The sequence below is a fragment of the Bradyrhizobium sp. CSA112 genome (genome assembly GCF_029051645.1).
Taxonomy (GTDB): domain Bacteria; phylum Pseudomonadota; class Alphaproteobacteria; order Rhizobiales; family Xanthobacteraceae; genus Bradyrhizobium.
Genome location: NZ_JAACFS010000005.1, coordinates 177,851 through 198,928, shown reverse-complemented (window position 1 = coordinate 198,928; position 21,078 = coordinate 177,851). Strand labels below are relative to the sequence as shown.

Here is a 21,078-nt window from a genome sequence, read left to right as displayed (position 1 = left end):
CGCCAATCCCGGTGGCTAGACTGCCTAATCGATGGCCAGTTTCGGCCGCGTTAGCCAAGGACGCATCGTAACCGCAAAAATGTCAACAAAAGCAAAGGCCCGAACAAATGTCCGGGCCTTTGACAGATCGGGTAGTTCGGACGTCCCGGATGATCCGGACTATTCGTCCTCTTCGGGCTGCTCTTCCGGCGGCGCCAAGCCTTCGAGGCCCTTGAGCAGCTCTTCCTCGGTCATGCGCTCGACCGCAACCTCGGTGTCGTCGGCATCGACGCTGGCGCCGGCCGAGCCTATCAAAGGCACGGTATCGGGCTCAGGCTCGTCGACCTCGACGAATTTCTGCAGGGAATGAACAAGTTCCTCGCGCAGGTCTTCCGGGGAAATAGTGGAATCGGCGATTTCCCGCAGCGAAACGACCGGATTCTTGTCGTTGTCGCGATCAACCGTGAGTTGCGACCCGGACGAGATCATACGGGCGCGATGTGCCGCCAGCAACACCAGGTCGAACCGGTTGTCGACCTTGTCAATGCAATCTTCCACGGTGACGCGCGCCATAGACTGTCGCTCCGTTAAATGGGGCCAAATATGTCGGTATTGGGGGCTAGTTATAGGGCCGGAGGCTGTTTCGCAAGACTAAATTTGTGATTTGCCTTCCTAATGGGCTCTGGTACGCCAACTCTGGGGCCAATGGGCCGGAGCGTCCGGACGCGGCAAGGTTGCTGTGCAGGACAAGTAAATCTCTTCATTGCACTGTCAAAAGTATAGGTTTTTCGCCCTCGCCTCACCATAATTGCAGTGGTGACTGTCGTGGGGCACGATTCACCGAACTTTAGGCAACAGACCTAGAAAGTGCGCGCGGTCGATGGCCGCTGCGCTAGAAAAGCTAACAACAACGTGAGAACCATTTGATGTCACCAGCTTCCAACAAGATTGCGCTTTTCATCGATGGCGCCAACCTCTACGCAACGGCCAAGACGCTCGGCTTCGACATCGATTACAAGCGCCTTCTCAAGGAATTTCAGAGCCGAGGAACGCTGTTGCGTGCGTTCTACTACACGGCGATCATCGAGGATCAGGAATACTCCTCGATCCGTCCGCTGATCGACTGGCTCGACTACAACGGCTACACCGTCGTCACCAAGGCGACGAAGGAATTCATCGACGCCTCCGGCCGCCGTAAGGTGAAGGGCAACATGGACATCGAGCTCGCCGTCGATGCCATGGAACTCGCCGAGCATGTCGACCAGATCGTGCTGTTTTCAGGTGACGGCGATTTCCGCTCGCTGGTCGAAGCCGTGCAGCGCCGCGGCGTTCGCGTCACGGTGGTTTCGACGATTTCGAGCCAGCCGCCGATGATCGCCGACGAACTGCGCCGTCAGGCCGACGTCTTCACCGATCTCGTGGAATTGCAATCCAAGCTCGGCCGCGATCCCTCCGAACGACCTGCCCCGCGCGAGCCGCGTCATCACGCCCCGCAATTCCTGCAGCGCGCCACCACCATGGCGCCGCGGGCCGGCGAGGACGATTTCGACGATTGAGAATGTGCCAGTACGCTGCTAGAGCCTCGGTTCTGATTGAAACAGAACCCGGGCTTTTTGTTTGATGCGCGTTCTTGACGCGAACCGGTATCGATCCAGGATTAGGTCCGGGGCTGGCTTTCGCTCGAAAACGCATTGAACACATGGCTAGCCTCCCCGCCCCTGCTTCTGCCGAACCCGACCGCAATTGTCCGCTCTGCCCGCGGCTCGCCGAATTTCGCGCGCAGGCGCGCGCGAAAGAGCCGGATTGGCACAATGCGCCGGTCGCTTCATTCGGCGATGCCGCCGCGCAACTGTTGATTGTCGGGCTGGCGCCGGGCCTGCAGGGCGCCAACCGCACCGGACGCCCGTTCACGGGCGATTACGCCGGCGACTTGCTGTATGCGACCTTGCTCGAATACGGCTTTGCCAAGGGCGTCTATCAGGCACGGCCGGACGACGGACTGAGGCTGGTCGATTGCCGGATCAGCAATGCGGTGCGCTGCGTGCCGCCGCAGAACAAGCCGTTGCCTGCCGAGATCAACACCTGCAGGCAATTCCTGGCCGCGACGATTGCGACCATGCCGAGGCTTCGCGCGATCGTGGCGCTCGGGCGGATCGCCCATGAATCGACATTGAAGGCGGTCGGCGTGCGCAATGGCGCTGCCCCCTTTGCGCACGGTGCCGTACATAGCGCCGGCGCGATCAAGCTTTACGACAGCTATCATTGCTCCCGCTACAACACCAACACGCGGGTGCTGACGCCGGAGATGTTTCGCAACGTGTTTGCGAAAGTGCGGAAGGATCTGGATTTGTAGGGCGGGCAGAGGCGCTTGTGCTCAGCGGTCTTCCACCACCACTCCTGCCAGACCTCATCTGAGGAGCGCGTCTTCGTGCGTCTCGAAGGATGAGTGGCACCAGCGGGGCCACATGGTTCTCCCGGCGATGCGAAGCATCGTCCGGTGACGGCGCTGAGCCTGTCATCGGGCCGCGCTACGCGCGGACCCGTTGGCGCCTTCTCATCACGAGGGTTTAATGGTTGGTACGATTCAAGCCGGGTTTTCTCTCAGCCACGCCAGCACGTCGGTGGCGTTCCGGTCGGGCGGGAACACCGGATAGAAGACGTGGCGGATGCGGCCGTCGTCGATAATCAGCGCCAGCCGCTTGATCAGCGTCAGCCCGGCCACCTCCATGGTCGGCAAATCAAGCGCGCGGGTCAGCGCCAGCTTCTCATCCGACAGAACCGCGAAAGGCAGATGCAGCCGTGACGCCATCTCGGTCTGATAGACATTATCCTGTGTCGACAGGCCGAACACGTGTTTGGCGCCGGCGGCCTTCAGTTCCGCAAACAGATCGCGGAACGAGCAGGTTTGCGGCGTGCAGCCGCGCGCTCCGGGGATCATGTCCCAGTCATCGACCAGACTGATCTTGCCGGGCTCCCCGGTGCGAGGATAGGCGAATACCACCGTGCGGCCGGGAAGCGCTGATAGCGTCACCGAAGAGTCATCGGTGGCATGCAGCGTGACCGGCGGGATCATCATGCCGACGAGATGCGCCGCCGCACCATCGTCTATCGGCACCGGGATCTTGCTCCAATCGACTTCAAGCAGATTCTTCTGGTTCATCTCAGGCCTCGTCATGCTCGGTGCCGTAGGATGGGTGGAGCGAAGCGATACCCATCAACATGAGTATCGGTCCTCAAGTACTTTGATGGGTTTCGCTGCGCTCTACCCATCCTACGATTTTCATCCCCGCGCCCGCATCAAGCGGCCTTTTTCCCGGCCCCAATCGCGTTTCTTTTCGCTCTCGCGCTTGTCGTGCAGTTTCTTGCCCTTGGCGATCGCCAGCAGCAGCTTGGCTCGGCCGCGTTCGTTGAAATAGAGTTTGAGCGGGATCAGCGTCATGCCTTCGCGATCGACCGCGCCCATCAGCTTGTTGATCTGCTTTCGGTGCAGCAACAGCTTGCGCGGCCGTTTCGGCTCATGATTGAAGCGGTTGGCCTGCAGATATTCCGGAATATTGGCGTTGATCAGCCATATCTCGCCGTCCTTGGAATCCGCGTAGGATTCCGCAATGGTGGTCTTGCCGTTCCGGATCGACTTCACTTCGGTGCCGGTCAGCGCAATGCCGGCCTCGATCGTGTCCTCGATCGCGTAGTTGAACCGGGCCTTGCGGTTTTCGGCGACGACCTTGATAGGGCGCTCGTTCTTGTCTGCCACGTTAGCTCTTCTTGAGGAGATCGCGGATCTCGGTCAGCAGTTCTTCCTGCTTGGTCAGCTTCGGCGTTGTCGCGGCTTCGTCCTTGCGCTTCAACTTGTTCATGGCGCGAATGACCACGAACAGCACGAAAGCGATGATGAGGAAGTTCAGCGTCAGCGTCAGGAAATTGCCCCAAGCCAGTACGGCGCCCTGCTTTTTGGCGTCGGCCAGGTTGGTCGCCGTCACCGACTTCGACAGGCTCGTGAAATAATTGGAGAAGTCGAGACCGCCGGTAATCGCGCCGATGATCGGCATGATGACGTCGCCGACCAGCGAGGTCACGATGGCGCCGAAGGCCGCACCGATGATGACGCCGACGGCGAGGTCGACGACGTTACCCTTCATCGCGAATTCGCGGAATTCCTTCAGCATGTTGGCCTCCGCTCTTCGTTCACCGCGCGAGGTCAGCCGTTGGCCTAGTTGATCAGGCCGGCATGCACCATCGCGCTGCGCACCGCGACGCGCGTCGATTCCGACACCGGGACCATCGGCAGACGCAGCTTCTCGTCGATCTTGCCGAGCAGCGAGAGCGCGTATTTCACCGGCGCGGGGTTGCTTTCGATAAAGAGGTTGTTGTGCAGCGGCATCAGCTTGTCATGCAGCTTGAGCGCAGTGGCGTGATCGCCCTTCTGCCATGCCGCGTGGAATTCCGAGCACAGCCGCGGCGCGACGTTTGATGTGACCGAGATGCAGCCATGGCCACCATGGGCCATGTAGCCGAGGATGGTGGCGTCCTCGCCCGACAATTGGTTGAAGTCCTCGCCCATCGCCGCGCGCTGCTGCGATACCCGCACCATGCTGGCGGTCGCATCCTTCACGCCGGCGATGTTCTTCAGCTCGAACAGACGCGTCATGGTCTCGACCGACATGTCGATCACCGAACGGCCGGGGATGTTGTAGATGATGATCGGAATCCCGATCGCGTCGTTGATCGCCTTGAAGTGCTGGTACATGCCTTCCTGGGTCGGCTTGTTGTAATAGGGCGTCACCACCAGCACCGCATCTGCCCCCGCCTTCTCAGCGTGCTCGGCAAGCTCGACTGCTTCCTTGGTCGAATTGGAGCCTGCGCCCGCGATGACGGGCGCCCGGCCCTTGGCCTCGTCGATGCACCATTCGACGACGCGCTTGTGCTCGTCATGGCTCAGCGTGGGGCTTTCTCCGGTCGTGCCGACGGGCACCAGGCCATGGGTTCCCTCAGTGATCTGCCAGCTCACCAAACCACGGAAGGCGGCCTCGTCGAGCGAGCCGTTCTTGAATGGCGTGACCAAGGCGGTGAACGATCCCCGAAATTTTGTCTTGGCTGCCATGGGCTTCCTCCAAACGCTTAAGAAACGGCACGACCGAAACTGGATTTCAATTCATATCGGGTCTGGCGATCAGGCGAAAGGGCCGTGCCGTATGGTGCTAGCGCTTTGTTTCGACGCTCTTTCTTAGGCTGGCCGGCATCTGGTTTCCTCAAATGTGCCGATAGCCGCGATTTTGCCGCGGTGATGGCGCAAACAGGATCGGCCACGACGCTTTTAGTAGTTTGTCCACATATTCCATCAAAATAGACCTAAGGCTCGAGCGATTGAATGATTCGCCGCCGCAGAGGAAAGCCGTGACCCTTCCCGCCCGCGCCGCCGCACTGCGATCGACCGCACTGGCCACGAGCCTGGCGCTGGCGGTCGGGCTGACGGCCTTCCCCTTGGAAGCCTGGGCCAAGCCTAAAGTTCCCCTACCCAAGCCGCGGCCCATTTCGCGTAGCGCGGTTCCCAAGCCCGCGGCCACCGCGCACACCGCGCCCGCTGCCCATGCCGCAGCGGCGCCGGCCGCGTCCGCTCCAGCGCCGCCCATCCTCGCACCTGCTACGCGTCAGCATGCTGCCCCGCCCTATCAGCGCAAGCACGTGCCGGCAGCGGTAGCCGCAACATCCTCGACCTCGCAGGCCGACAAGGATGCGTTGCAGAACGTCATCGAGCTGGTGCGCAAGCAGAAAACCGGAGATGCAACCCAGGCGCAGGCCGCGATATCGGATCCGGTCGCCCGCAAACTCGCGGAGTGGCTGATCCTGCGCAGCGACAACAATGGCGCTTCCGTCGAACGCTACCGCGCGTTTGTTTCGAGCAATCCAAGCTGGCCGTCGCAAACCTTTCTGCGCCGGCGCATCGAAGCAGCTATTTGGGACGACCGCCGCGACGACGCGGCCGTCTGGTCCTGGTTCGAGAACCAATCGCCGATCTCGGCCAAGGGCAAGTTCGCGCTGGCGAAGGCCATGCTTGCGCGCGGCGATCGCACCAATGCCGAACGACTGGTCCGCGAGGCGTGGCGCCATGACGGCATGTCGGAGGACACCGAGAACGCGGCGCTCGATATGTTCGGCGCGCTACTGACCGCGGGCGACCACAAGGCGCGGATGGACGCGCTGCTGTACGGCACCGAACAGGAAGCCGGCGGCATGCGAGCCGCCAAGCGGCTCGGGTCGGGCCACGTCGCGCTGGCCAAGGCGCGCATCGCGGCCAACAAGAAATCCTCCAACCTCAAGGCGCTGCTCGAGGCGGTGCCGCACGAACTGCATAGCGACCCCGGCTACATGTTCGCGAGGATCCAGTGGCTCCGCCGCGAAGAGAAGTTCCACGAGGCCGCGCAGCTCATGCTGGCCGTGCCGAAAGACCCGAACCGCCTGCACAATCTCAATGAATGGTGGATCGAGCGGCGCCTACTGGCGCGCAAGATGCTGGACGTCGGCGAACATCGCAACGCCTATCTGATCGCGCGGGACGCGGCGCTTCCCTCCCGCGACATCTACAAGACCGAGCAGGAATTCACCGCGGGCTGGATCGCGCTGCGGTTCCTGAAGGATCCGGCGGTCGCCGCCCAGCACTTCGCGCGCATCGGCGTTGGCAGCGTGAACCCGACCGCGCTGGCGCGCGCCGGCTATTGGCAGGGCCGAGCGGCGGAAGCGGCAGGCCGCGCGCAGGAAGCTCGCGCCGCCTATGGCCGGGCGGCCGAGCAGTCGACGAGCTATTACGGCCAACTGGCGCGCGCCAAGCTCGGACTGCCGCAGCTCGATTTGAACGGCGTCCCGACAGGCCGCGGCCGAGGGGTTGAGCGGCTCGAGATCGTCCGTGCCGTTCAACTGCTCTATGAGCTCGACGAGCGCGAGCTTGCGATCCCGATTTTCGCCGACATGGGCGAGAATGGCGATCCCGATGCGCTGGTGGGCCTCGGTGAGCTCACCGCGCGCCACAGGGACGCCCGTGGCATGCTGCTGCTCGGCAAGGCCGCGCTCAACCGCGGCCTGCCGTTCGACCATTACGCTTATCCGGTGATAGGTATCCCGTCGTTCAAGCAGATCGGGCCCGAGGTCGAGCCGAGCGTGATCTATTCGATCGCGCGGCAGGAAAGCGCCTTTAATCCCGCCGTCGTTTCACCGGCCCAGGCCTACGGGCTGATGCAGGTGACGCCGGATGCCGGTCGCTATGTCTGCAAACGGGCCGGCGTCGGCTTCGACTTGAACAGGATGAAGACCGATTCGGTTTACAACGCCATGCTCGGCGCCGCCGAGCTCGGCGGGCTGCTCGAGGATTATCGCGGCTCCTACATCCTGACCTTCGCCGGCTACAATGCCGGCCGCGGCAGCGTCAAAAAATGGATCGAGCGTTACGGCGATCCGCGTGATCCCAAGGTTGACGCAGTCGACTGGGTCGAGCTGATTCCGTTCTCCGAAACGCGGAATTACGTGCAGCGGATCATGGAGAACATGCAGGTCTATCGCACGCGGTTCGGCGGCGGGACCAAGCTTCAGATCGAAGCCGACCTGCATCGCGGCGCGAGCGCCAGCGTCGAATAGCAGCAACCTAGATTTACACGGCGCCGCCAGCCACGTCGTGCCGCACGGTGTCCCGCCTCAACGATCCCGTCAGCTCCCGCCTTCCCGGCCAATACCACCGCCTGAGTTTCCAGGCGGCGACACCGCATGGCCGGATGCAGGGCCACAAACGACAGCTTCAGAGCACGACAAAGAAAAACCCCCGGCAGTTTCCTGCCGGGGGTTCTCCGAGTGTTTCAAGTCTTTCGGGATCAGAAGTTACGCTGAGCGCGAACGTTCAGGAACACAGTGCTCTGGTCCTTGAACTCGTACACGGCGGTCGGCTTCGGAGCCGCCGGCGTCAGAATGGCAGCACCCGTGAACTTCTGGTCGAGGAAGAACGCGCCGACTTCAGCCGAGAACGTCAGGTTCTTGACGGGAGTCCAGCGGGTGACCACACCAACCTGGGCAAAGTTGAAGTCGGGGTTGCAGCTATAGTCTGCAGACACGACCTTGCCGAAGTTGAAACTCGCGCAGAACTGACCCTTGGCGGTGAGGATGTCCAGAGCGTCGCCGCCGTAGCGCACCGAACCGTAGCTGCCCCAAAGGCTGGTCGACCAGTAGGGATCCCAGTTGTGGTTGAACGCACCACGGATACCCCATGAATCCACCAGCTTGATGTCGCCGGTAAGACCGCCGGTAAGAAACCCGGGCAGGAAAACCGCATCAGCCGTTTGGCCAAAGCCGATGCTCTGGTAACCGCCCGCAAGGCCGGTCGAACCGAACATCGCGAAGCTCGGCGAGGTACCGCTCGTGGAGACCACGGCCTTCGTCATGCCCTTGGCGTAGGTGGCATCGATCTTGAAGTCGTCGCCCGGACCGGTCGGGAGGTTCTTGATCTGCAACGCTGCCATCACCGCACCGCCCCACTTGTCGTCGGGGTGACCGGAGATTTCCGAGAGGTTGTTCGGAGTGCCGCCAACGTTGAGGACGTTGTAGGAAGCGTTCACGAGATGCGCAGCACCCGAAATCTGGAACAGACCCCAGGCCTGGTCGACGCGGATGTTGCCGACGATGTCAGGAGCATGCGTTCCGCCGTAGGCGTTAGCACCAGCGGCCGTGGCTTGGATATTAAACGCTGGGACTGCGGGTGTGGCGCCCACGCCCAAGTTTAGCAGGGAGGTACGGCCGTACTGAGTCGGATCGTCGAGACCGATGGTGGCCGACACGCCGTTGCCGAACTGCGCCTGGTACTGGATGTTGTTGACGCCGGTGACGTAGTCAGGGCCACCCATCAAGAACGAGTTGTTGTTGCCCGGGTAGCCGTTCCAGGGCGTCGCGAAAGCCGAAACCGACTTACCGAAGGTGAAGCCGGCGAACTGCAGGAAGATCTGGTCGACTGCGACGTAGCCGCCACCCGCGGTGTTGAGCGCGTTTGCAGCGCCGCCCGGGAACGCGGCAAGTGCGGCCGGGTTGCCAGTGCCGAAGTTGTTGAACTGGAAGTTACCCTGGCCGAAGGTGCGGACCACGCCGTATTCGGTAGCGGTACGGGTATCAACCGTGAGCGCCAGACGCGAACGGCTAGCGAAGTGGTCGCGGTAGCGGTTGCCCTGACCGAGATCGCCGCTCCAGGCCGGACCACCGTAGACGTTGCCGTTGAACGTGGTGTCGATGCGCAGATAACCACCCAGCTTGATGCAGGTGTCGGTGCCCGGGATATAGAAGAAACCCGCACCATACAGGGAGCAGATCCTCACGTACTCGACCGCTTTGGCCTTTACGGGAAGATCGGCAGCCTGAGCTCCGCTCATGGCGATCAAACCCGCCGCTGAGCCGAGAATAAGGCTCTTAACCATCTTCATGTTAAACCTCCAAGTTGCTCTGTAGGGAAGGTTCCGGATCCGCTGGGTGAAACACCCTAAGGTTGGTTCCCTTGTCCCCTGAAACCCGCTTAGTCGCTTCGCGCCTTCGGACACTCCCGCATGAACGCGAGGGACTTAAGCGAACCACCTAAAACGGGACGACCTCGGGATGCCCCCCTCCGTCGCCCGATCACAATTACCGAGGACTCCTGTACACGCAACAAAGGAACCGCTTCGAGCGGGCCAGCTCCGCCCCTTTTCCGAAAGGTGTTGCACAAATAACACGCGATTGTGATTGAAGTTTCTCTGCAAGCTATTGCTTCTATTGGGCAATTTTGAATAGTTCCAGTTGACGTCCCGATTGTAACGGTGGCAGCGCAACAAGCAGTTTGCGCCCCCGTTAGCGGTCTTCTCTCGCATCGAATCGAAGGCGAGCTCACCGAATCCGCAGTCGCGCATCGTGCGCATTAATAGAGACAATGGACGAAGCCATCCGGCCGCGGCGCGGGCTGCGAGGAACGCAAAGGCGGGGTCAGGTTCACGACGACGGGAGCCCAACCATGGCAAAAAGCCGGCAAAAAACGATGGAAGCCCGATATTTTGCCGCACCGAGATGCATTTATAGAGTGCGGCTATAGAGTGCGGCCCAACGTCGGCGCTTCACGTCGAAGATCTGGAACCATGGTGTGCGTGGCATCGAATCGGGCCCGCCAGCGATATCGAATCAATTTCGCGCGATTTCGAAACGGCGCGGGACGATCAGACAACGATAATTACCGGCAGCGCCCCGGTATCGAGCACGCCTGCCAATCGATGCGACCCTGCCCCCGAGGCTGCAGAGCTCCGGAAAGATGCGCCTTGAACGCGCGCCACGGGATACGGGCCATCGCGGGAAATACGGACCAAGCGACTGCGCCTCTAAATGGCCTTGGCGTAATCTGAATCTGCCGCTTGCGGCTGGCCCTCGCGTCAGGCATATCCGCCCTCATGGAGCTGTGGCCGAGTGGCTGAAGGCGGCGGTTTGCTAAACCGTTATAGGGTTGTAAAGCCCTATCGAGGGTTCGAATCCCTCCGGCTCCGCCATTGCCGCCTTGTCCAGCCCTTTACGCTTCGGCGCGGCAAGCCGCGATGAAGTGCAAGAGAAGCAGCGACGGCGGGCTGGTTCGAACTTTCTCCCTCCGGCTCCGCCATTGCTATTCATCTTGTATGAATACCGAGCCGATTGGTCCATTGTTGGGCCCATAATCAAGCTTTAAGCAAATCTACCGCCAAATCAGCAGCCCTCTGAGCCGATTCCAAACGTAACGCCCGCGTCCATACAGTCCAGCGCTGCAAGCATCGAACATCCAGCCCTTGGAGAAAACATGACTTCGCAACAAGAGAGTTCGATGACGCTGACGTTCCGCTGCCCGATCGAACTGGACGGGCTGCTGCCACCGCCGGTGCCGGCAGCGCTCGGCGTGCCCGACTGGTTCAAGGCGATGCCGTCACAGGCATTCAATCCGGTCCTTTTCCGGGTCGGCGACACGCTCAAGCGTTGTCCGCCCTTTGTCGACGCCATGACCTCCGGCTTTTTGATTCCGCTGATCTGCGACCTGAAGGTCGAGAACGGCGAATTCACCTGGGACAACGATCTGCCGCCAGGCGGAGAGGTCGGCTTCGTACGATCGCCGGTCGGCTTCCACGACGCCAGTCAGGTCAGCGGCACGCCGCTGTTCGACGCCGATCGCTTCCTGATCAAATTCCACAACCTATGGACGATCCAGGCGCCGGAAGGCTATTCGGTGCTGTTCACGCATCCGGCCAACCGCTTCGATTTGCCGTTCACCACGCTGACCGGCCTGGTCGATTGCGACCTCTACCATGACAACTGGATACATTTTCCGGCGCATTGGCACGACGCGAATTTCAGCGGCGTGCTGCCGAAGGGTACGCCGGTCGCTCAGTGCATGCCGGTCAAACGAGAAAGCTGGATCGCGCGCACGGCGACATTCACCAAGGAAGATGCGCAGCGGACGCACGATCTCACAACTGCGATCTACCGCGAGACCGGCATCTATCGCCGGCAATTCCGGGCATAACGACAGTCAGCTTCATTCAACGCTCAGGAACTTCGCGGCGGCGCTCGGCCGCAGGAAGAAACGACCATGCGAAGCGGCGGCGAGCGAGGTGAGCGCCTGCCCGGCCAACTGCGGCGCGCCACGCGTTATCGCACGCAGGTTCGCTTCTCCCGCCTCGCGCTCACCCATCTCAAGCTGGCATATGCCGAGATTGGTGCGCGTCACGGCATCGTCGGGCCGCATCCCGAGCGCGCGCCGATAGAGATCGGCGGCGGCGGCATATTCACCGTCCAGCCCCATCACCTTGGCCAACCCAACGAGAACGTCGTACCGTTCCGGCGCCGCCGCGAGCAGTTGCGAAAAAATGGCGCGCGCCTTGGCGCGATCGTTGCGTTTCATATGGAGATACCCAAGCCCTGCTCGCAGATCGACTGCGTCGGGGGTGAGCGCAAGCCCGCTTTCGAGCACCGCGATGGCCTCGTCGACGCGTCCAATTTTGCCAAGCTGGCCCGCATACTCGAGAAACGCCGGCGGAAATGGCGGCCGCCGCGCAATGATCCGGCGCAACCGGTCAAGCGCCTCGTGGCCCCGCCCGATGGCGGCCAATGCCCCGGCCAGCAGGGTTTCGATCTGCGGATCGTCACTGCGACGCGTCGCCCTCTCCAACGGGGCGATCGCCTCGTCGGCACGGTTCTGCATCAGCAGCGCGCGTCCGAGAATTTGCGCGGCAAGGGCATTGCCCCGGTCCGATTTCAATACACCAAAGGCAAGCCGCTCGGCCTCATTGGGACGCTGCATCCGCAACGCAAACGCCGCGCTTTCGAGCACCTGACTGCTCGAACCCGGCCGTTGGATATTTGATGGATGTGGCGGGCGCTTCGACATCGATCCAAGAATAGGCCATAAACAAGATTGCGCTAGCCGGCCGGTCCGGATTTCTCCGCGATTTCCGCTCCAGCCGCCACGGCGCCGGCCGGAAGGCGTCGTCCTTAGTGTGCCGTCAAGCGGGGCGGCCCGGACGAAAAGCAGGACTCGTCTCGAACGCAAGATAGTCAGACGGAGGAACTTCGGGTCGTCCCCTTCCTCCTCTGCCATAACCATTGCGCCATTTGCGGCGATGCTGAACCGTCTCTTGCGGAGAGTTCCGATCAGCATCGGATTTGCAACACGCAGCGGAGCACATCATGAAAAAGGAAGAACTCGAAGCGATCCTTGGCGACGGCGAGAACACGCCCGATCTCGGTCCGATCGAAGACCACCTTCATGCCGTCGCGACGGAGCCGAAGCTGCCGGATTTCGCTGTCGGAATTTGCACGGTGAGAATCGAGGAAGCCGCGCCGAGTTTGCGCGCCGTTCTGCTGCGGGCGGCGGATGGCGAAGTTTTGTCGGACGATGAAAGCCTGCTGCTATTCCGCGGGCTTCATATCCTGGGCGGTGCACGGGACCGGGAAACGTGCCAGCCCCTTCTGCGCCTGCTGCGCCGGCCCTTCGATGAGGTCGACGATCTCATCGGCGACACCGTCGTTGAAAGCCTGGCCAATATTGTCACGGGCGTGTTCGATGATGATGCCGACGCCCTGCTCGCTCTGATCATCGATCGCTCAATCGACGGATCCATCCGTGAAGCGTTGTTCGGCGCGGCGACCTTCCTGGCGTGGCAGCGGCGCATCCAGCGCGATCGGTTTCGGGAATTCCTTGTTCGGTTCTATGAAGAGCGGCCGGCCGAAGACGGCGATCTGGCCTGGGCGGGCTGGCTGCAGGCAATCGCCCTGCTCGGCCTGCGCGACCTGGTGCCGCTCGTCGGCAATGCCTTTCGCGATGAGCGCATACCCGAGGAATGGATTGATCGCTCCCAGTTCGATGACGACCTTGCCGTAGCCGAATACGCGCCCGACGACATCGATCGATTCACGCAATACCACCTCGGTTACATCGAGGACGTGCTAGTATCGCTGGATTGGACGCGCGGCACCGAAGACGTCTTCGAAGATGGCGACGAGGAAGCCCCGTGGGCCGAATTCGCGTACCCGAGCGAGCCGGTGAGGAATCCCTGGCGCAACGTCGGACGTAACGATCCATGTCCCTGCGGGAGCGGTAAGAAGTTCAAGAAATGCTGCCTTGCGAAGGGCGAGCCGCCGGTGTGACGCCGGCCGCGCCTAGCCTTAATGCGCCGACATCCACGCACGCGCCTCGCGCTGCGCGGCAGCGATTTCGGCATCCGACATCATCGCCGCGACCTCGCGGCGCATGGAGATCGCATCCGCGCGCCCCTTCAGCGCGGCGAGATTGAACCATTTGTGGGCCGCGACGAGGTTCACCACGCCGGAACGACCGCTCGCCCAGTAAAGGCCGCGCTCGAACAGCACATCCGGGATCGCCGTCGCCTCTACCGGAATTGCCGTATCGAGATCAATCTGCCCCTGAAACATCCGTAGCTCCCCTTTTTATCGTTGCCGCCCTCCCCCGAGCGCGGCCCCCGTCCACTGTTGAAACATCCCAGCGCGCGACCAGCAAAAGTGGAAACCGGTTTTGCGTCCGATCGCGCGCCCTTTTATTGGAAGAGCGCATGATCTGATCGCCAAACCGCCCACACTTTGGCGGATCATGCGCGTACCGTTTTCCGGTCTGTTGTTGGGATGATCATGGCCGATCAAATTTGAAGGGCAGTTTAAGGTTCGCGATGAACGGGGTGTAAACGCGCGCATTGCGCTGCCGAACGCGAAATCGCAGAAGTGCCTGCGGCACAGGGAGAAGTGGTCAATCGTGAAGTTCGGTTTACCCTGCGGTTTCGCAGAACGATAACCATTGCGGCAACGTCGGTGTCTTCATTCGCTACCGCACCGGCGCGACAGGCCGCCGCACGCTGATGTGTTCCAGCGGTTGATCCGGTGTCCCGCAGTTTCTGCGGCCCACTCGGGAGATCACGGCGCGGGCCGATACCGAATTGACGAGGGATGACGCGCTTGGCGGAACAAGTGGAACCGAAACAATCCACGCCTGCGAATGATCAAAATGAACGGAAGAAACCTTTGGCGCCGGACGCGTGATGCGCGGGCTATCGGAGCGCTCCAGCGAAAGTGGGCGTTCCGGGGACGAGTACGCCCCGAGGGAACGAGGGCGTCGGCGAACACGTCAGGACCAGATTTCACACCGGGCTTGGGCCCTGGTGAAATTGCGGATCTCCAGAGATACCCGCACCGAACGAAGAAAACTTATTTCTTCTGCCGGACCGGTTTTTGAAAGAGCGAGCCCCTTCGAAATACGATCCAGCCGTTTGACCTGATGTCTCGCCGACACCCTCTATCGTCGACCAGAGCAGTCAGACCTTAAATCCGCTTCGAGAAGCAAACCGTATCTGAAGGCTCTAATGACGTGCCGGCATCAAGTCGCCGGCAATTCTCAGAGAAGCGAAGTTACTTCTTCTTCTTGGCGACCTTGCGGGTCTTCTTCGCAGTCTTCTTCACTGCGCTCTTCGCCTTCTTTGCCTTCTTAGCTTTCTTGGCCATGTTGCCCTCCTAATGTAAGTGAGATGGCTCTAGTCTGCTGCGTGCACTCGGGAATCGAGATGCACTACATCCCGAATACACCAACGCATTCAAAAAAACAGCGTCCCGCTTAAGGAAGTGTTGACGCAGCAATGTGAGAGCGCGCGAAGCATCGACGTCGGCGACACCACAACATGCTCGCGGCTTGATGCAAAAAGTGCCGCGACAACGACCGCCAGCGTTCGTCAATATTGCAGGAATCGCCTTTACTACAGCACTTTTTTGAATTCACGATCACGATCATCGATGAACGATCAGTGTCGTGGCGACTCAATGATGCCGTGAAAAAGCCGTGCGCACGGACTCTGAGTCGCGAAGTTTGGCAATAAAAAAATTTTCATGGTCACAGCGTTGGAGCCTCGCCGACGCTCGCCAAAAACGAATTTTCCGGACGAATCGCGATCACCGATTCGGACGCGCGCTTGCAGTCGCCATGGTGAATTTTTGGATCGCGGATGAACGATCGATGTGCACGCGCGCTTCGATCGCGACGCCGCCGACGTTGCGAGCGTCCCATTACGGGACGCTTCAGATGCCGAGCTTCGCCTTCAAGAGGTCGTTGACCGCCTGCGGGTTGGCCTTGCCGCCGGACTGCTTCATCACCTGGCCGACGAACCAGCCGGCGAGTTGCGGCTTGGCTTTCGCCTGCGCGACCTTGTCCGGGTTGGCGGCGATGATGTCGTCGACGACCTTTTCGATCGCGCCGAGATCGGTGACCTGCTTCATGCCGCGCGCCTCGACCAGCTCGCGCGGGTCGCCGCCTTCCGTCCAGACGATCTCGAACAGGTCTTTGGCGATCTTGCCGGAGATCGTGCCCTCGCCGATCAGATCGACGATCGCAGCCAGCTGCGCCGCCGACACCGGCGAGTCCGAGATTCCATGGCCTTCCTTGTTGAGACGGCCGAACAGCTCGTTGATCACCCAATTGGCCGCGAGCTTGCCGTCGCGCGCCTTGTCGGCAAGACCGGCGAGCACCGTTTCGTAGAAGACCGCGCTCTCGCGCTCGGCCACCAGCACGCTGGCATCGTAAGGCGACAAGCCGAGGCCCTCGATGAAGCGCGCCTTCTTCTGGTCCGGCAATTCCGGCAGCTTCGATTTCAGCTCATCGACGTAGCTTTGTGTGAACTCGAGCGGCAGCAGATCCGGATCCGGGAAATAACGATAGTCATGCGCCTCTTCCTTGGAGCGCATCGACCGCGTCTCACCCTTGTTCGGGTCGAACAGCCGCGTTTCCTGGTCGATCGTGCCGCCATCCTCGATGATCTCGATCTGGCGCCGCGCCTCGTACTCGATCGCCTGGCCAATGAAGTTGATCGAGTTCATGTTCTTGATTTCGCAGCGGGTACCGAGCGGCCCGCCCGGCTTGCGCACGGACACGTTGACGTCGGCGCGCAAGGATCCTTTCTCCATGTCGCCGTCGCAGGTGCCGAGATAGCGCAGGATCGAGCGCAGTTTTGTTACGTAGGCTTTCGCCTGCTCGGAATCGCGGATGTCCGGTTTTGAAACAATCTCCATCAGCGCCACGCCGCAGCGGTTGAGGTCGACATAAGACATGGTCGGCGACTGATCGTGCAGCAACTTGCCGGCGTCCTGCTCCAGATGCAGCCGCTCGATCCCGATCGTCGCGGTCTTGCCGCCGTCGAGTTCGACCACGACCTCGCCCTCGCCGACGATCGGCGACTTGTACTGGCTGATCTGGTAGCCCTGCGGCGAGTCCGGATAGAAATAGTTCTTGCGGTCGAACACCGAGCGCAGGTTGATCTGCGCATTGAGGCCGAGTCCAGTCCTGACAGCCTGCCTGACGCATTCCTCGTTGATGACGGGCAGCATGCCCGGCATCGCCGCATCGACCAGCGACACATGGCTGTTCGGCTCGCCGCCGAATTCGGTCGAGGCGCCCGAGAACAGCTTTGACTTCGAGGTGACCTGGGCGTGGATCTCCATCCCGATCACGACTTCCCAGTCGCCGGTCTGGCCCTTGATCAGTTTTCCGGGTTTGACTGACACGTTCATGCTTTTCCACTCCCGAGCAGCGCGGACACGATCCGCTCCCATTCGGCTTCCAGAGAATCCTTTGCCACCGGCTGTCCGGCCTGGCGATACCAGTAGCCGGCATTGCCGAGATCGCCTTCGACGCGGTGCAGATAGGCGTGCACCCAGGCTGCATCAGCGTCGCCTTCGTCCTGCACGATCTTGTGCGCACGATCCCAGTCGCCCTTGGCGGCCCACCACAATGCAGCCAGCGGCGGTTCCAGGCCCGCTGGGGGCGCTGCGTCCGTCAAGCTGGCGCGGAAGTCCGCCATGTCACCACCACCTCTGTGGCGTGAAGCGACCGGCCGCCTGTTCCACGACTTCGCCGAGCGAGAACAACGTCTCTTCGTCGAACGGACGGCCGATCAGTTGCAGGCCGAGCGGCAAGCCTTGCGCATCCTTGCCGGCTGGCACGGCAATGCCCGGCAGTCCCGCCATGTTCACCGTCACCGTGAAGATGTCGTTGAGATACATCTCGACCGGATCGGCGCCGCCCTTTTCGCCGACGCCGAAGGCCGCCGACGGCGTCGCCGGTGTCAGGATCGCGCTGATGCCCTTGGCAAAGCAGTCCTCAAAATCCTTCTTGATCAGCGTGCGGACTTTTTGCGCACGCAGGTAATAGGCGTCGTAATAGCCGGCGGAGAGCACATAGGTGCCGATCATCACGCGGCGGCGGACTTCATCGCCAAAGCCTTCAGCGCGGGTGTTCTCGTACAATTCGCCGATCGAACGGCCGGGCACGCGCAGGCCGTAGCGCACGCCGTCGTAGCGCGCGAGGTTGGACGAGGCTTCCGCCGGCGCCACGATGTAATAGGCCGGCAACGCATATTTGGTGTGCGGCAGCGACACCTCGACCAGATCGGCGCCGGCCGCTTTCAGCCACGCCGCGCCTTCGCTCCAGAGCTTTTCGATTTCCGTCGGCATGCCGTCGAGGCGGTACTCCCTGGGGATGCCGATCTTCATGCCCTTCACCGACTTACCGATCGCGGCTTCGTAATCGGGCACGCCGATGTCGACGGAGGTCGTGTCCTTCGGATCATGGCCTGCCATTGAGCGCATCAGGATCGCAGAATCACGCACCGTGCGCGCCATGGGCCCTGCCTGGTCCAGCGAAGACGCGAACGCCACGATGCCCCAGCGCGAGCAGCGGCCGTAGGTCGGCTTGACGCCGACGGTCGCTGTGAAGGCGGCGGGCTGGCGGATCGAGCCGCCGGTATCGGTCGCGGTCGCGCCCATGCAGAGCAGCGCCGCCACGGCGGATGCCGAGCCGCCCGATGAGCCGCCCGGCACCAGCGTGGTGTTGGAACCTTCGCGCCGCCACGGATTGACCACCGGCCCAAAGCACGAGGTCTCGTTCGACGAGCCCATAGCGAATTCGTCGTTGTTGAGCTTGCCGAGCATCACCGCGCCGTCGCGCCAGAGCTGCGAGGTCACGGTGGATTCGTAAGGCGGTACGAAATTGCCGAGGATCTTTGAGCACGCGGTGGTGCGCACGCCCTTGGTCGCGAACAGATCCTTGATGCCGAGCGGAATGCCGGCCAGCGGACCGCCCTCGCCCTTGGCGATCCTGGCGTCGATCGCGCGCGCCATGGCGCGCGCCTGGTCCGGCGTTTCCAGCACGAAGGCGTTGAGCGAACGCGCCGCTTCCATGGCGGCGAGATGCGCATCCGTCAGTTCAAGCGAGGTGAAAGATTTGTTCGCGAGGCCGGCTTTGGCCTCGGCGATCGTCATCGATGTCAGGTCGGTCATTTATTGATCGGGCTGCAGAAGAAAGGAGAAAGCGTCTTGTCATTGGCGGGGCTATTCGATCCCTGAGCGCGCGCCTTGTCGGCGGCCTCGAGCTGATCGAGGACGGCGTCCATCGCTTTGTCGGGATCGGCGGCCTTGCCCTGCCGCTCCATCGCGTCGAGATAGTTCATGTAAGCCTGATAGGCCTTTTCATCGTCGCAGAGCAGACACATCGGAGTTTCCGATCTCGAGACAGAGTAAGTTACTCAACGACCTTCGGCACCAGGAAGAAGCGATTTTGCGTTTCCGGCGCGTTCCTGACGATGTCGTCAGGGATCTCGCCGTCATTGACCACGTCGGCACGCTTCTTCATTTCCATCGGGGTTACCGAGGTCATCGGTTCGACACCGTCGACGTTCACTTCCGAAAGCTGCTCCACAAAAGCCAGCATGGCGTTCAGCTCGCCCTGAAGATGGGGAACCTCGGCCTCGGTGACCGCAATTCGCGCCAGATGCGCGATGCGGCGAACGGTGGAGGCATCAACGGACATAAATATAGGCCTCTAATGGAGAATTGGCATCTGCCGTATAGCAGAGGCAGCTTTTGCGCCGCAACCGCGGGAACAGGCGCCGAATGTCCGCTTTCTACGAACCTGAGGTCGATCTTGCCCAGGCACACAAGATTTTGAGCCCGAAGCGCCCTGACGAAACGATTTTGCCTCCTTACGTAGTCGTCCTGGACAGTCGGGGGATGTAGTCGCGGCCTGGGCAATCGGGAGGCCGTATTATGTCGACCATCGAAAACGACAGCGCCGGGTCGGAAGGCTGGGATCGATTCTGCCCTTTAGTCCATCGGGACTGTGCTCGGCGTCGCGATCGTCTACCTCGCCTGCTTGACCTGACAAAACAGGAGGGAGAGCCATGTCTCGGGCTAAGATCCTGCAGGAAAAGGCGGAAATGTTCGAACGCCGCGCGGAAAGCGCGACCGATCCGATCTCACGGCAACATTACAAAGAGATGGCCGCGCATTACCGGTCGCTGGCCGCCGAGCATCTGGACGTCAGGCGCGACGAGCCGGCGCATTAGGGCGAAGCGGCTCCGTCCAACGCACCTAGCCGCACCAGCGCAGCCCCCGCGAGCAACGGGTTAGCTCCGTCGCCGGCATCTCGCGGCCCATCCGACCGGCCTATCCGGCTCTTGAAAAAGATCGATGATCCGGTCACGCCGCGGATGAGTTGCGGCGTCCGTGCAGGATTTGGTCTGCCTCGGTCATGATCCTATCAACGACCTCGGCGGCTGGCGGGATATCGTGGATCAGTCCGACCCCTGAGCCCGCAATCACCGCTGCGATGTCGAAATTGCGCGTGGCCCTTGCAGCCATGTATTCGGCGGTGGCGGTCTTGTCTTGTAGGAGTTCAAGTTCACGGCCGGCCCAGCGTCGTGAATGATCATTGATCAGGCAACGCCCTGTGAACGGCGACGGCCACACGTGATCGCGCGATATATCGAAGATAAGACCGCGAGTGGTGCTGCCGCCGGTGGCGGCGCAAATTCGCTTCTTGGCTTCCTCCGCTCCATCGGCTTCCTGGCTGGCATAAAAGCGTGTGCCGAGCAAAACACCGGCGGCGCCAAGCATCATCATTGCCGCCAACCCGCGTCCGTCTCCAAGCCCGCCAGCAGCCACCACCGGCACGCGGCCGGCCGCGAGGTCGACGATGGCGGGCACAATATCCAATGTTGTGCGGGAAGCGCCGTGGCCGCCGGCCTCGCTTCCTTGCGCCACAAGAATGTCGGCACCGGCATCTAGAGCTTGGCGTGCCAATTGCTCGTCTTGAACCTGGCAGATCATCAAGGCTCCAGCGTCCCTGATGCGGGATGCAAATTGCTTAGGATCGCCGAATGAAAGGAAGATCGCCCGCGGTCTGGCACTCAGTGCGAGATCCAGCAGGTCTGGCTGCTTCGCCAGGCTCCACGTGATGAAGCCGACGCCAAAGTGGGCTGGCGCGAGCTGCTTAAGTTTAGCGATCTCCTGTTCAAGCCAGGCTTTGTCTCCATAGCCTCCGCCAAGAATGCCGAAACCCCCGGCATTGCTGACGGCTGCAGTCAGGCGCGCACCGGAAACAATGTCCATCGGCGCCAACAAGATCGGATGCTCAATGCCCAAAAGAGTCGTCAATGGGGTGCTGATCGACATATCAATTCTCCTAATCTGGACAGGCACCCTAGCCGGCACTAGAATTCTGGATAAGTGATTTGTTGAGAATGTAGCCATCTAGAAAAGAAAACGCGC

At 61.4% G+C, this 21,078-nt stretch carries 19 protein-coding genes, 1 tRNA gene and 2 pseudogenes; 8 read left to right on the top strand and 14 right to left on the bottom strand.

Going from position 1 to position 21,078, the window contains the following annotated elements; genetic code table 11:
• Window positions 1-159: 159 nt before the first annotated feature.
• Window positions 160-552 carry a DNA-directed RNA polymerase subunit omega gene (gene rpoZ, locus GWE18_RS13265; RefSeq protein WP_024512695.1) on the bottom strand — a complete coding sequence of 131 codons (393 nt, stop codon included), beginning with the start codon at window positions 550-552 and terminating at the stop codon, window positions 160-162.
• A gap of 353 nt (window positions 553-905) precedes the next feature.
• On the opposite strand from rpoZ, the gene GWE18_RS13260 reads away from it, so the two are divergent.
• Together GWE18_RS13260 and GWE18_RS13255 are read left to right on the top strand one after the other, a co-directional pair.
• Window positions 906-1,535, top strand: a complete 630-nt coding sequence (locus tag GWE18_RS13260; protein ID WP_057849354.1) for an NYN domain-containing protein — start codon at window positions 906-908, stop codon at window positions 1,533-1,535.
• Window positions 1,536-1,678: 143 nt separating this feature from the next.
• Window positions 1,679-2,332 (top strand): uracil-DNA glycosylase, encoded by a 654-nt coding sequence (locus tag GWE18_RS13255; RefSeq protein ID WP_275186181.1) that lies wholly within the window; start codon window positions 1,679-1,681, stop codon window positions 2,330-2,332.
• A 231-nt stretch (window positions 2,333-2,563) separates the two neighbouring features.
• Here the strand turns inward: GWE18_RS13255 and GWE18_RS13250 are convergent, their stop codons facing one another.
• From GWE18_RS13250 to dapA, 4 genes are all read right to left on the bottom strand, one after another.
• Window positions 2,564-3,139, bottom strand: coding sequence for a peroxiredoxin (locus tag GWE18_RS13250; protein WP_275186180.1), 576 nt, complete (start codon window positions 3,137-3,139; stop codon window positions 2,564-2,566).
• 120 nt (window positions 3,140-3,259) lie between these two features.
• On the bottom strand, window positions 3,260-3,733 hold the full coding sequence (gene smpB / locus GWE18_RS13245; protein ID WP_057902970.1) for an SsrA-binding protein SmpB: 474 nt from the start codon (window positions 3,731-3,733) through the stop codon (window positions 3,260-3,262).
• Between the two features lies 1 nt (window position 3,734).
• Window positions 3,735-4,145 (bottom strand): large conductance mechanosensitive channel protein MscL, encoded by a 411-nt coding sequence (gene mscL, locus GWE18_RS13240; protein WP_275186179.1) that lies wholly within the window; start codon window positions 4,143-4,145, stop codon window positions 3,735-3,737.
• A 44-nt stretch (window positions 4,146-4,189) separates the two neighbouring features.
• Window positions 4,190-5,080 carry a 4-hydroxy-tetrahydrodipicolinate synthase gene (dapA, locus tag GWE18_RS13235; RefSeq protein WP_275186178.1) on the bottom strand — a complete coding sequence of 297 codons (891 nt, stop codon included), beginning with the start codon at window positions 5,078-5,080 and terminating at the stop codon, window positions 4,190-4,192.
• 293 nt (window positions 5,081-5,373) lie between these two features.
• Between dapA and GWE18_RS13230 the strand changes: the two genes are divergently transcribed.
• Window positions 5,374-7,605: a lytic transglycosylase domain-containing protein gene (locus GWE18_RS13230; protein WP_275186177.1), complete on the top strand. Its 2,232-nt coding sequence runs from the start codon at window positions 5,374-5,376 to the stop codon at window positions 7,603-7,605.
• 230 nt (window positions 7,606-7,835) lie between these two features.
• On the opposite strand, the gene GWE18_RS13225 is transcribed toward GWE18_RS13230, so the two are convergent.
• Window positions 7,836-9,425 carry a porin gene (locus GWE18_RS13225; protein WP_275186176.1) on the bottom strand — a complete coding sequence of 530 codons (1,590 nt, stop codon included), beginning with the start codon at window positions 9,423-9,425 and terminating at the stop codon, window positions 7,836-7,838.
• A gap of 989 nt (window positions 9,426-10,414) precedes the next feature.
• Here GWE18_RS13225 and GWE18_RS13220 point away from each other — a divergent pair.
• Together GWE18_RS13220 and GWE18_RS13215 are read left to right on the top strand one after the other, a co-directional pair.
• A tRNA-Ser gene (locus tag GWE18_RS13220) sits at window positions 10,415-10,508 on the top strand.
• Between the two features lie 281 nt (window positions 10,509-10,789).
• A complete protein-coding gene (locus tag GWE18_RS13215) occupies window positions 10,790-11,506 on the top strand; it encodes a hypothetical protein (protein WP_275186175.1) in 717 nt (238 codons plus the stop codon).
• Between the two features lie 12 nt (window positions 11,507-11,518).
• Here the strand turns inward: GWE18_RS13215 and GWE18_RS13210 are convergent, their stop codons facing one another.
• The gene (locus GWE18_RS13210; protein ID WP_275186174.1) at window positions 11,519-12,640 is read right to left on the bottom strand and encodes a tetratricopeptide repeat protein; all 1,122 of its coding nucleotides are present in this window, start codon (window positions 12,638-12,640) and stop codon (window positions 11,519-11,521) included.
• A 29-nt stretch (window positions 12,641-12,669) separates the two neighbouring features.
• Between GWE18_RS13210 and GWE18_RS13205 the strand changes: the two are divergent.
• Window positions 12,670-13,434: pseudogene (locus GWE18_RS13205) on the top strand (DUF1186 domain-containing protein); the annotation flags it as partial.
• Between the two features lie 72 nt (window positions 13,435-13,506).
• Window positions 13,507-13,629: pseudogene (locus GWE18_RS42275) on the top strand (SEC-C metal-binding domain-containing protein); the annotation flags it as partial.
• 18 nt (window positions 13,630-13,647) lie between these two features.
• Here GWE18_RS42275 and GWE18_RS13200 read toward each other — a convergent pair.
• The 6 genes from GWE18_RS13200 to gatC all read right to left on the bottom strand — a co-directional run bounded on the left by GWE18_RS13200 (window position 13,648) and on the right by gatC (window position 19,339).
• Entirely contained in the window at window positions 13,648-13,914 is a 267-nt protein-coding gene (locus tag GWE18_RS13200; protein WP_275186172.1) for a hypothetical protein, read from the bottom strand.
• Window positions 13,915-15,558: 1,644 nt separating this feature from the next.
• Window positions 15,559-17,043, bottom strand: coding sequence for an Asp-tRNA(Asn)/Glu-tRNA(Gln) amidotransferase subunit GatB (gene gatB / locus GWE18_RS13195; protein ID WP_275186171.1), 1,485 nt, complete (start codon window positions 17,041-17,043; stop codon window positions 15,559-15,561).
• A complete protein-coding gene (locus GWE18_RS13190; RefSeq protein WP_275186170.1) occupies window positions 17,040-17,333 on the bottom strand; it encodes a hypothetical protein in 294 nt (97 codons plus the stop codon). Before GWE18_RS13190 ends, gatB begins: the two co-directional genes overlap by 4 nt.
• Window position 17,334: 1 nt before the next feature.
• The gene (gatA, locus tag GWE18_RS13185) at window positions 17,335-18,810 is read right to left on the bottom strand and encodes an Asp-tRNA(Asn)/Glu-tRNA(Gln) amidotransferase subunit GatA (protein WP_275186169.1); all 1,476 of its coding nucleotides are present in this window, start codon (window positions 18,808-18,810) and stop codon (window positions 17,335-17,337) included.
• Window positions 18,807-19,022, bottom strand: coding sequence for a hypothetical protein (locus GWE18_RS13180; protein ID WP_275186168.1), 216 nt, complete (start codon window positions 19,020-19,022; stop codon window positions 18,807-18,809). The genes gatA and GWE18_RS13180 overlap by 4 nt, the downstream gene beginning before the upstream one ends.
• A gap of 29 nt (window positions 19,023-19,051) precedes the next feature.
• Complete coding sequence (gene gatC, locus GWE18_RS13175) at window positions 19,052-19,339, bottom strand: Asp-tRNA(Asn)/Glu-tRNA(Gln) amidotransferase subunit GatC (protein ID WP_275186167.1); 288 nt, start codon at window positions 19,337-19,339, stop codon at window positions 19,052-19,054.
• A 370-nt stretch (window positions 19,340-19,709) separates the two neighbouring features.
• On the opposite strand from gatC, the gene GWE18_RS13170 reads away from it, so the two are divergent.
• Window positions 19,710-19,874: a hypothetical protein gene (locus tag GWE18_RS13170; protein ID WP_156438248.1), complete on the top strand. Its 165-nt coding sequence runs from the start codon at window positions 19,710-19,712 to the stop codon at window positions 19,872-19,874.
• Between the two features lie 133 nt (window positions 19,875-20,007).
• Here the strand turns inward: GWE18_RS13170 and GWE18_RS13165 are convergent, their stop codons facing one another.
• On the bottom strand, window positions 20,008-21,060 hold the full coding sequence (locus GWE18_RS13165) for a nitronate monooxygenase (protein WP_275186166.1): 1,053 nt from the start codon (window positions 21,058-21,060) through the stop codon (window positions 20,008-20,010).
• Window positions 21,061-21,078 lie beyond the last annotated feature (18 nt).

Excerpts from the sequence above, each read along its gene's own strand:
- GWE18_RS13165 (WP_275186166.1), bottom strand. The coding sequence starts at position 21,060 with ATGGCTACATTCTCAACAAATCACTTATCCAGAATTCTAGTGCCGGCT.
- GWE18_RS13170 (WP_156438248.1), top strand. The coding sequence starts at position 19,710 with ATGTCTCGGGCTAAGATCCTGCAGGAAAAGGCGGAAATGTTCGAACGC.
- GWE18_RS13255 (WP_275186181.1), top strand. The coding sequence starts at position 1,679 with ATGGCTAGCCTCCCCGCCCCTGCTTCTGCCGAACCCGACCGCAATTGT.
- GWE18_RS13215 (WP_275186175.1), top strand. The coding sequence starts at position 10,790 with ATGACTTCGCAACAAGAGAGTTCGATGACGCTGACGTTCCGCTGCCCG.
- mscL (WP_275186179.1), bottom strand. The coding sequence starts at position 4,145 with ATGCTGAAGGAATTCCGCGAATTCGCGATGAAGGGTAACGTCGTCGAC.
- gatC (WP_275186167.1), bottom strand. The coding sequence starts at position 19,339 with ATGTCCGTTGATGCCTCCACCGTTCGCCGCATCGCGCATCTGGCGCGA.
- GWE18_RS13190 (WP_275186170.1), bottom strand. The coding sequence starts at position 17,333 with ATGGCGGACTTCCGCGCCAGCTTGACGGACGCAGCGCCCCCAGCGGGC.
- GWE18_RS13210 (WP_275186174.1), bottom strand. The coding sequence starts at position 12,640 with ATGCTGATCGGAACTCTCCGCAAGAGACGGTTCAGCATCGCCGCAAAT.
- GWE18_RS13225 (WP_275186176.1), bottom strand. The coding sequence starts at position 9,425 with ATGAAGATGGTTAAGAGCCTTATTCTCGGCTCAGCGGCGGGTTTGATC.
- GWE18_RS13250 (WP_275186180.1), bottom strand. The coding sequence starts at position 3,139 with ATGAACCAGAAGAATCTGCTTGAAGTCGATTGGAGCAAGATCCCGGTG.
- GWE18_RS13200 (WP_275186172.1), bottom strand. The coding sequence starts at position 13,914 with ATGTTTCAGGGGCAGATTGATCTCGATACGGCAATTCCGGTAGAGGCG.
- GWE18_RS13260 (WP_057849354.1), top strand. The coding sequence starts at position 906 with ATGTCACCAGCTTCCAACAAGATTGCGCTTTTCATCGATGGCGCCAAC.
- rpoZ (WP_024512695.1), bottom strand. The coding sequence starts at position 552 with ATGGCGCGCGTCACCGTGGAAGATTGCATTGACAAGGTCGACAACCGG.
- dapA (WP_275186178.1), bottom strand. The coding sequence starts at position 5,080 with ATGGCAGCCAAGACAAAATTTCGGGGATCGTTCACCGCCTTGGTCACG.
- gatB (WP_275186171.1), bottom strand. The coding sequence starts at position 17,043 with ATGAACGTGTCAGTCAAACCCGGAAAACTGATCAAGGGCCAGACCGGC.
- gatA (WP_275186169.1), bottom strand. The coding sequence starts at position 18,810 with ATGACCGACCTGACATCGATGACGATCGCCGAGGCCAAAGCCGGCCTC.
- GWE18_RS13180 (WP_275186168.1), bottom strand. The coding sequence starts at position 19,022 with ATGTGTCTGCTCTGCGACGATGAAAAGGCCTATCAGGCTTACATGAAC.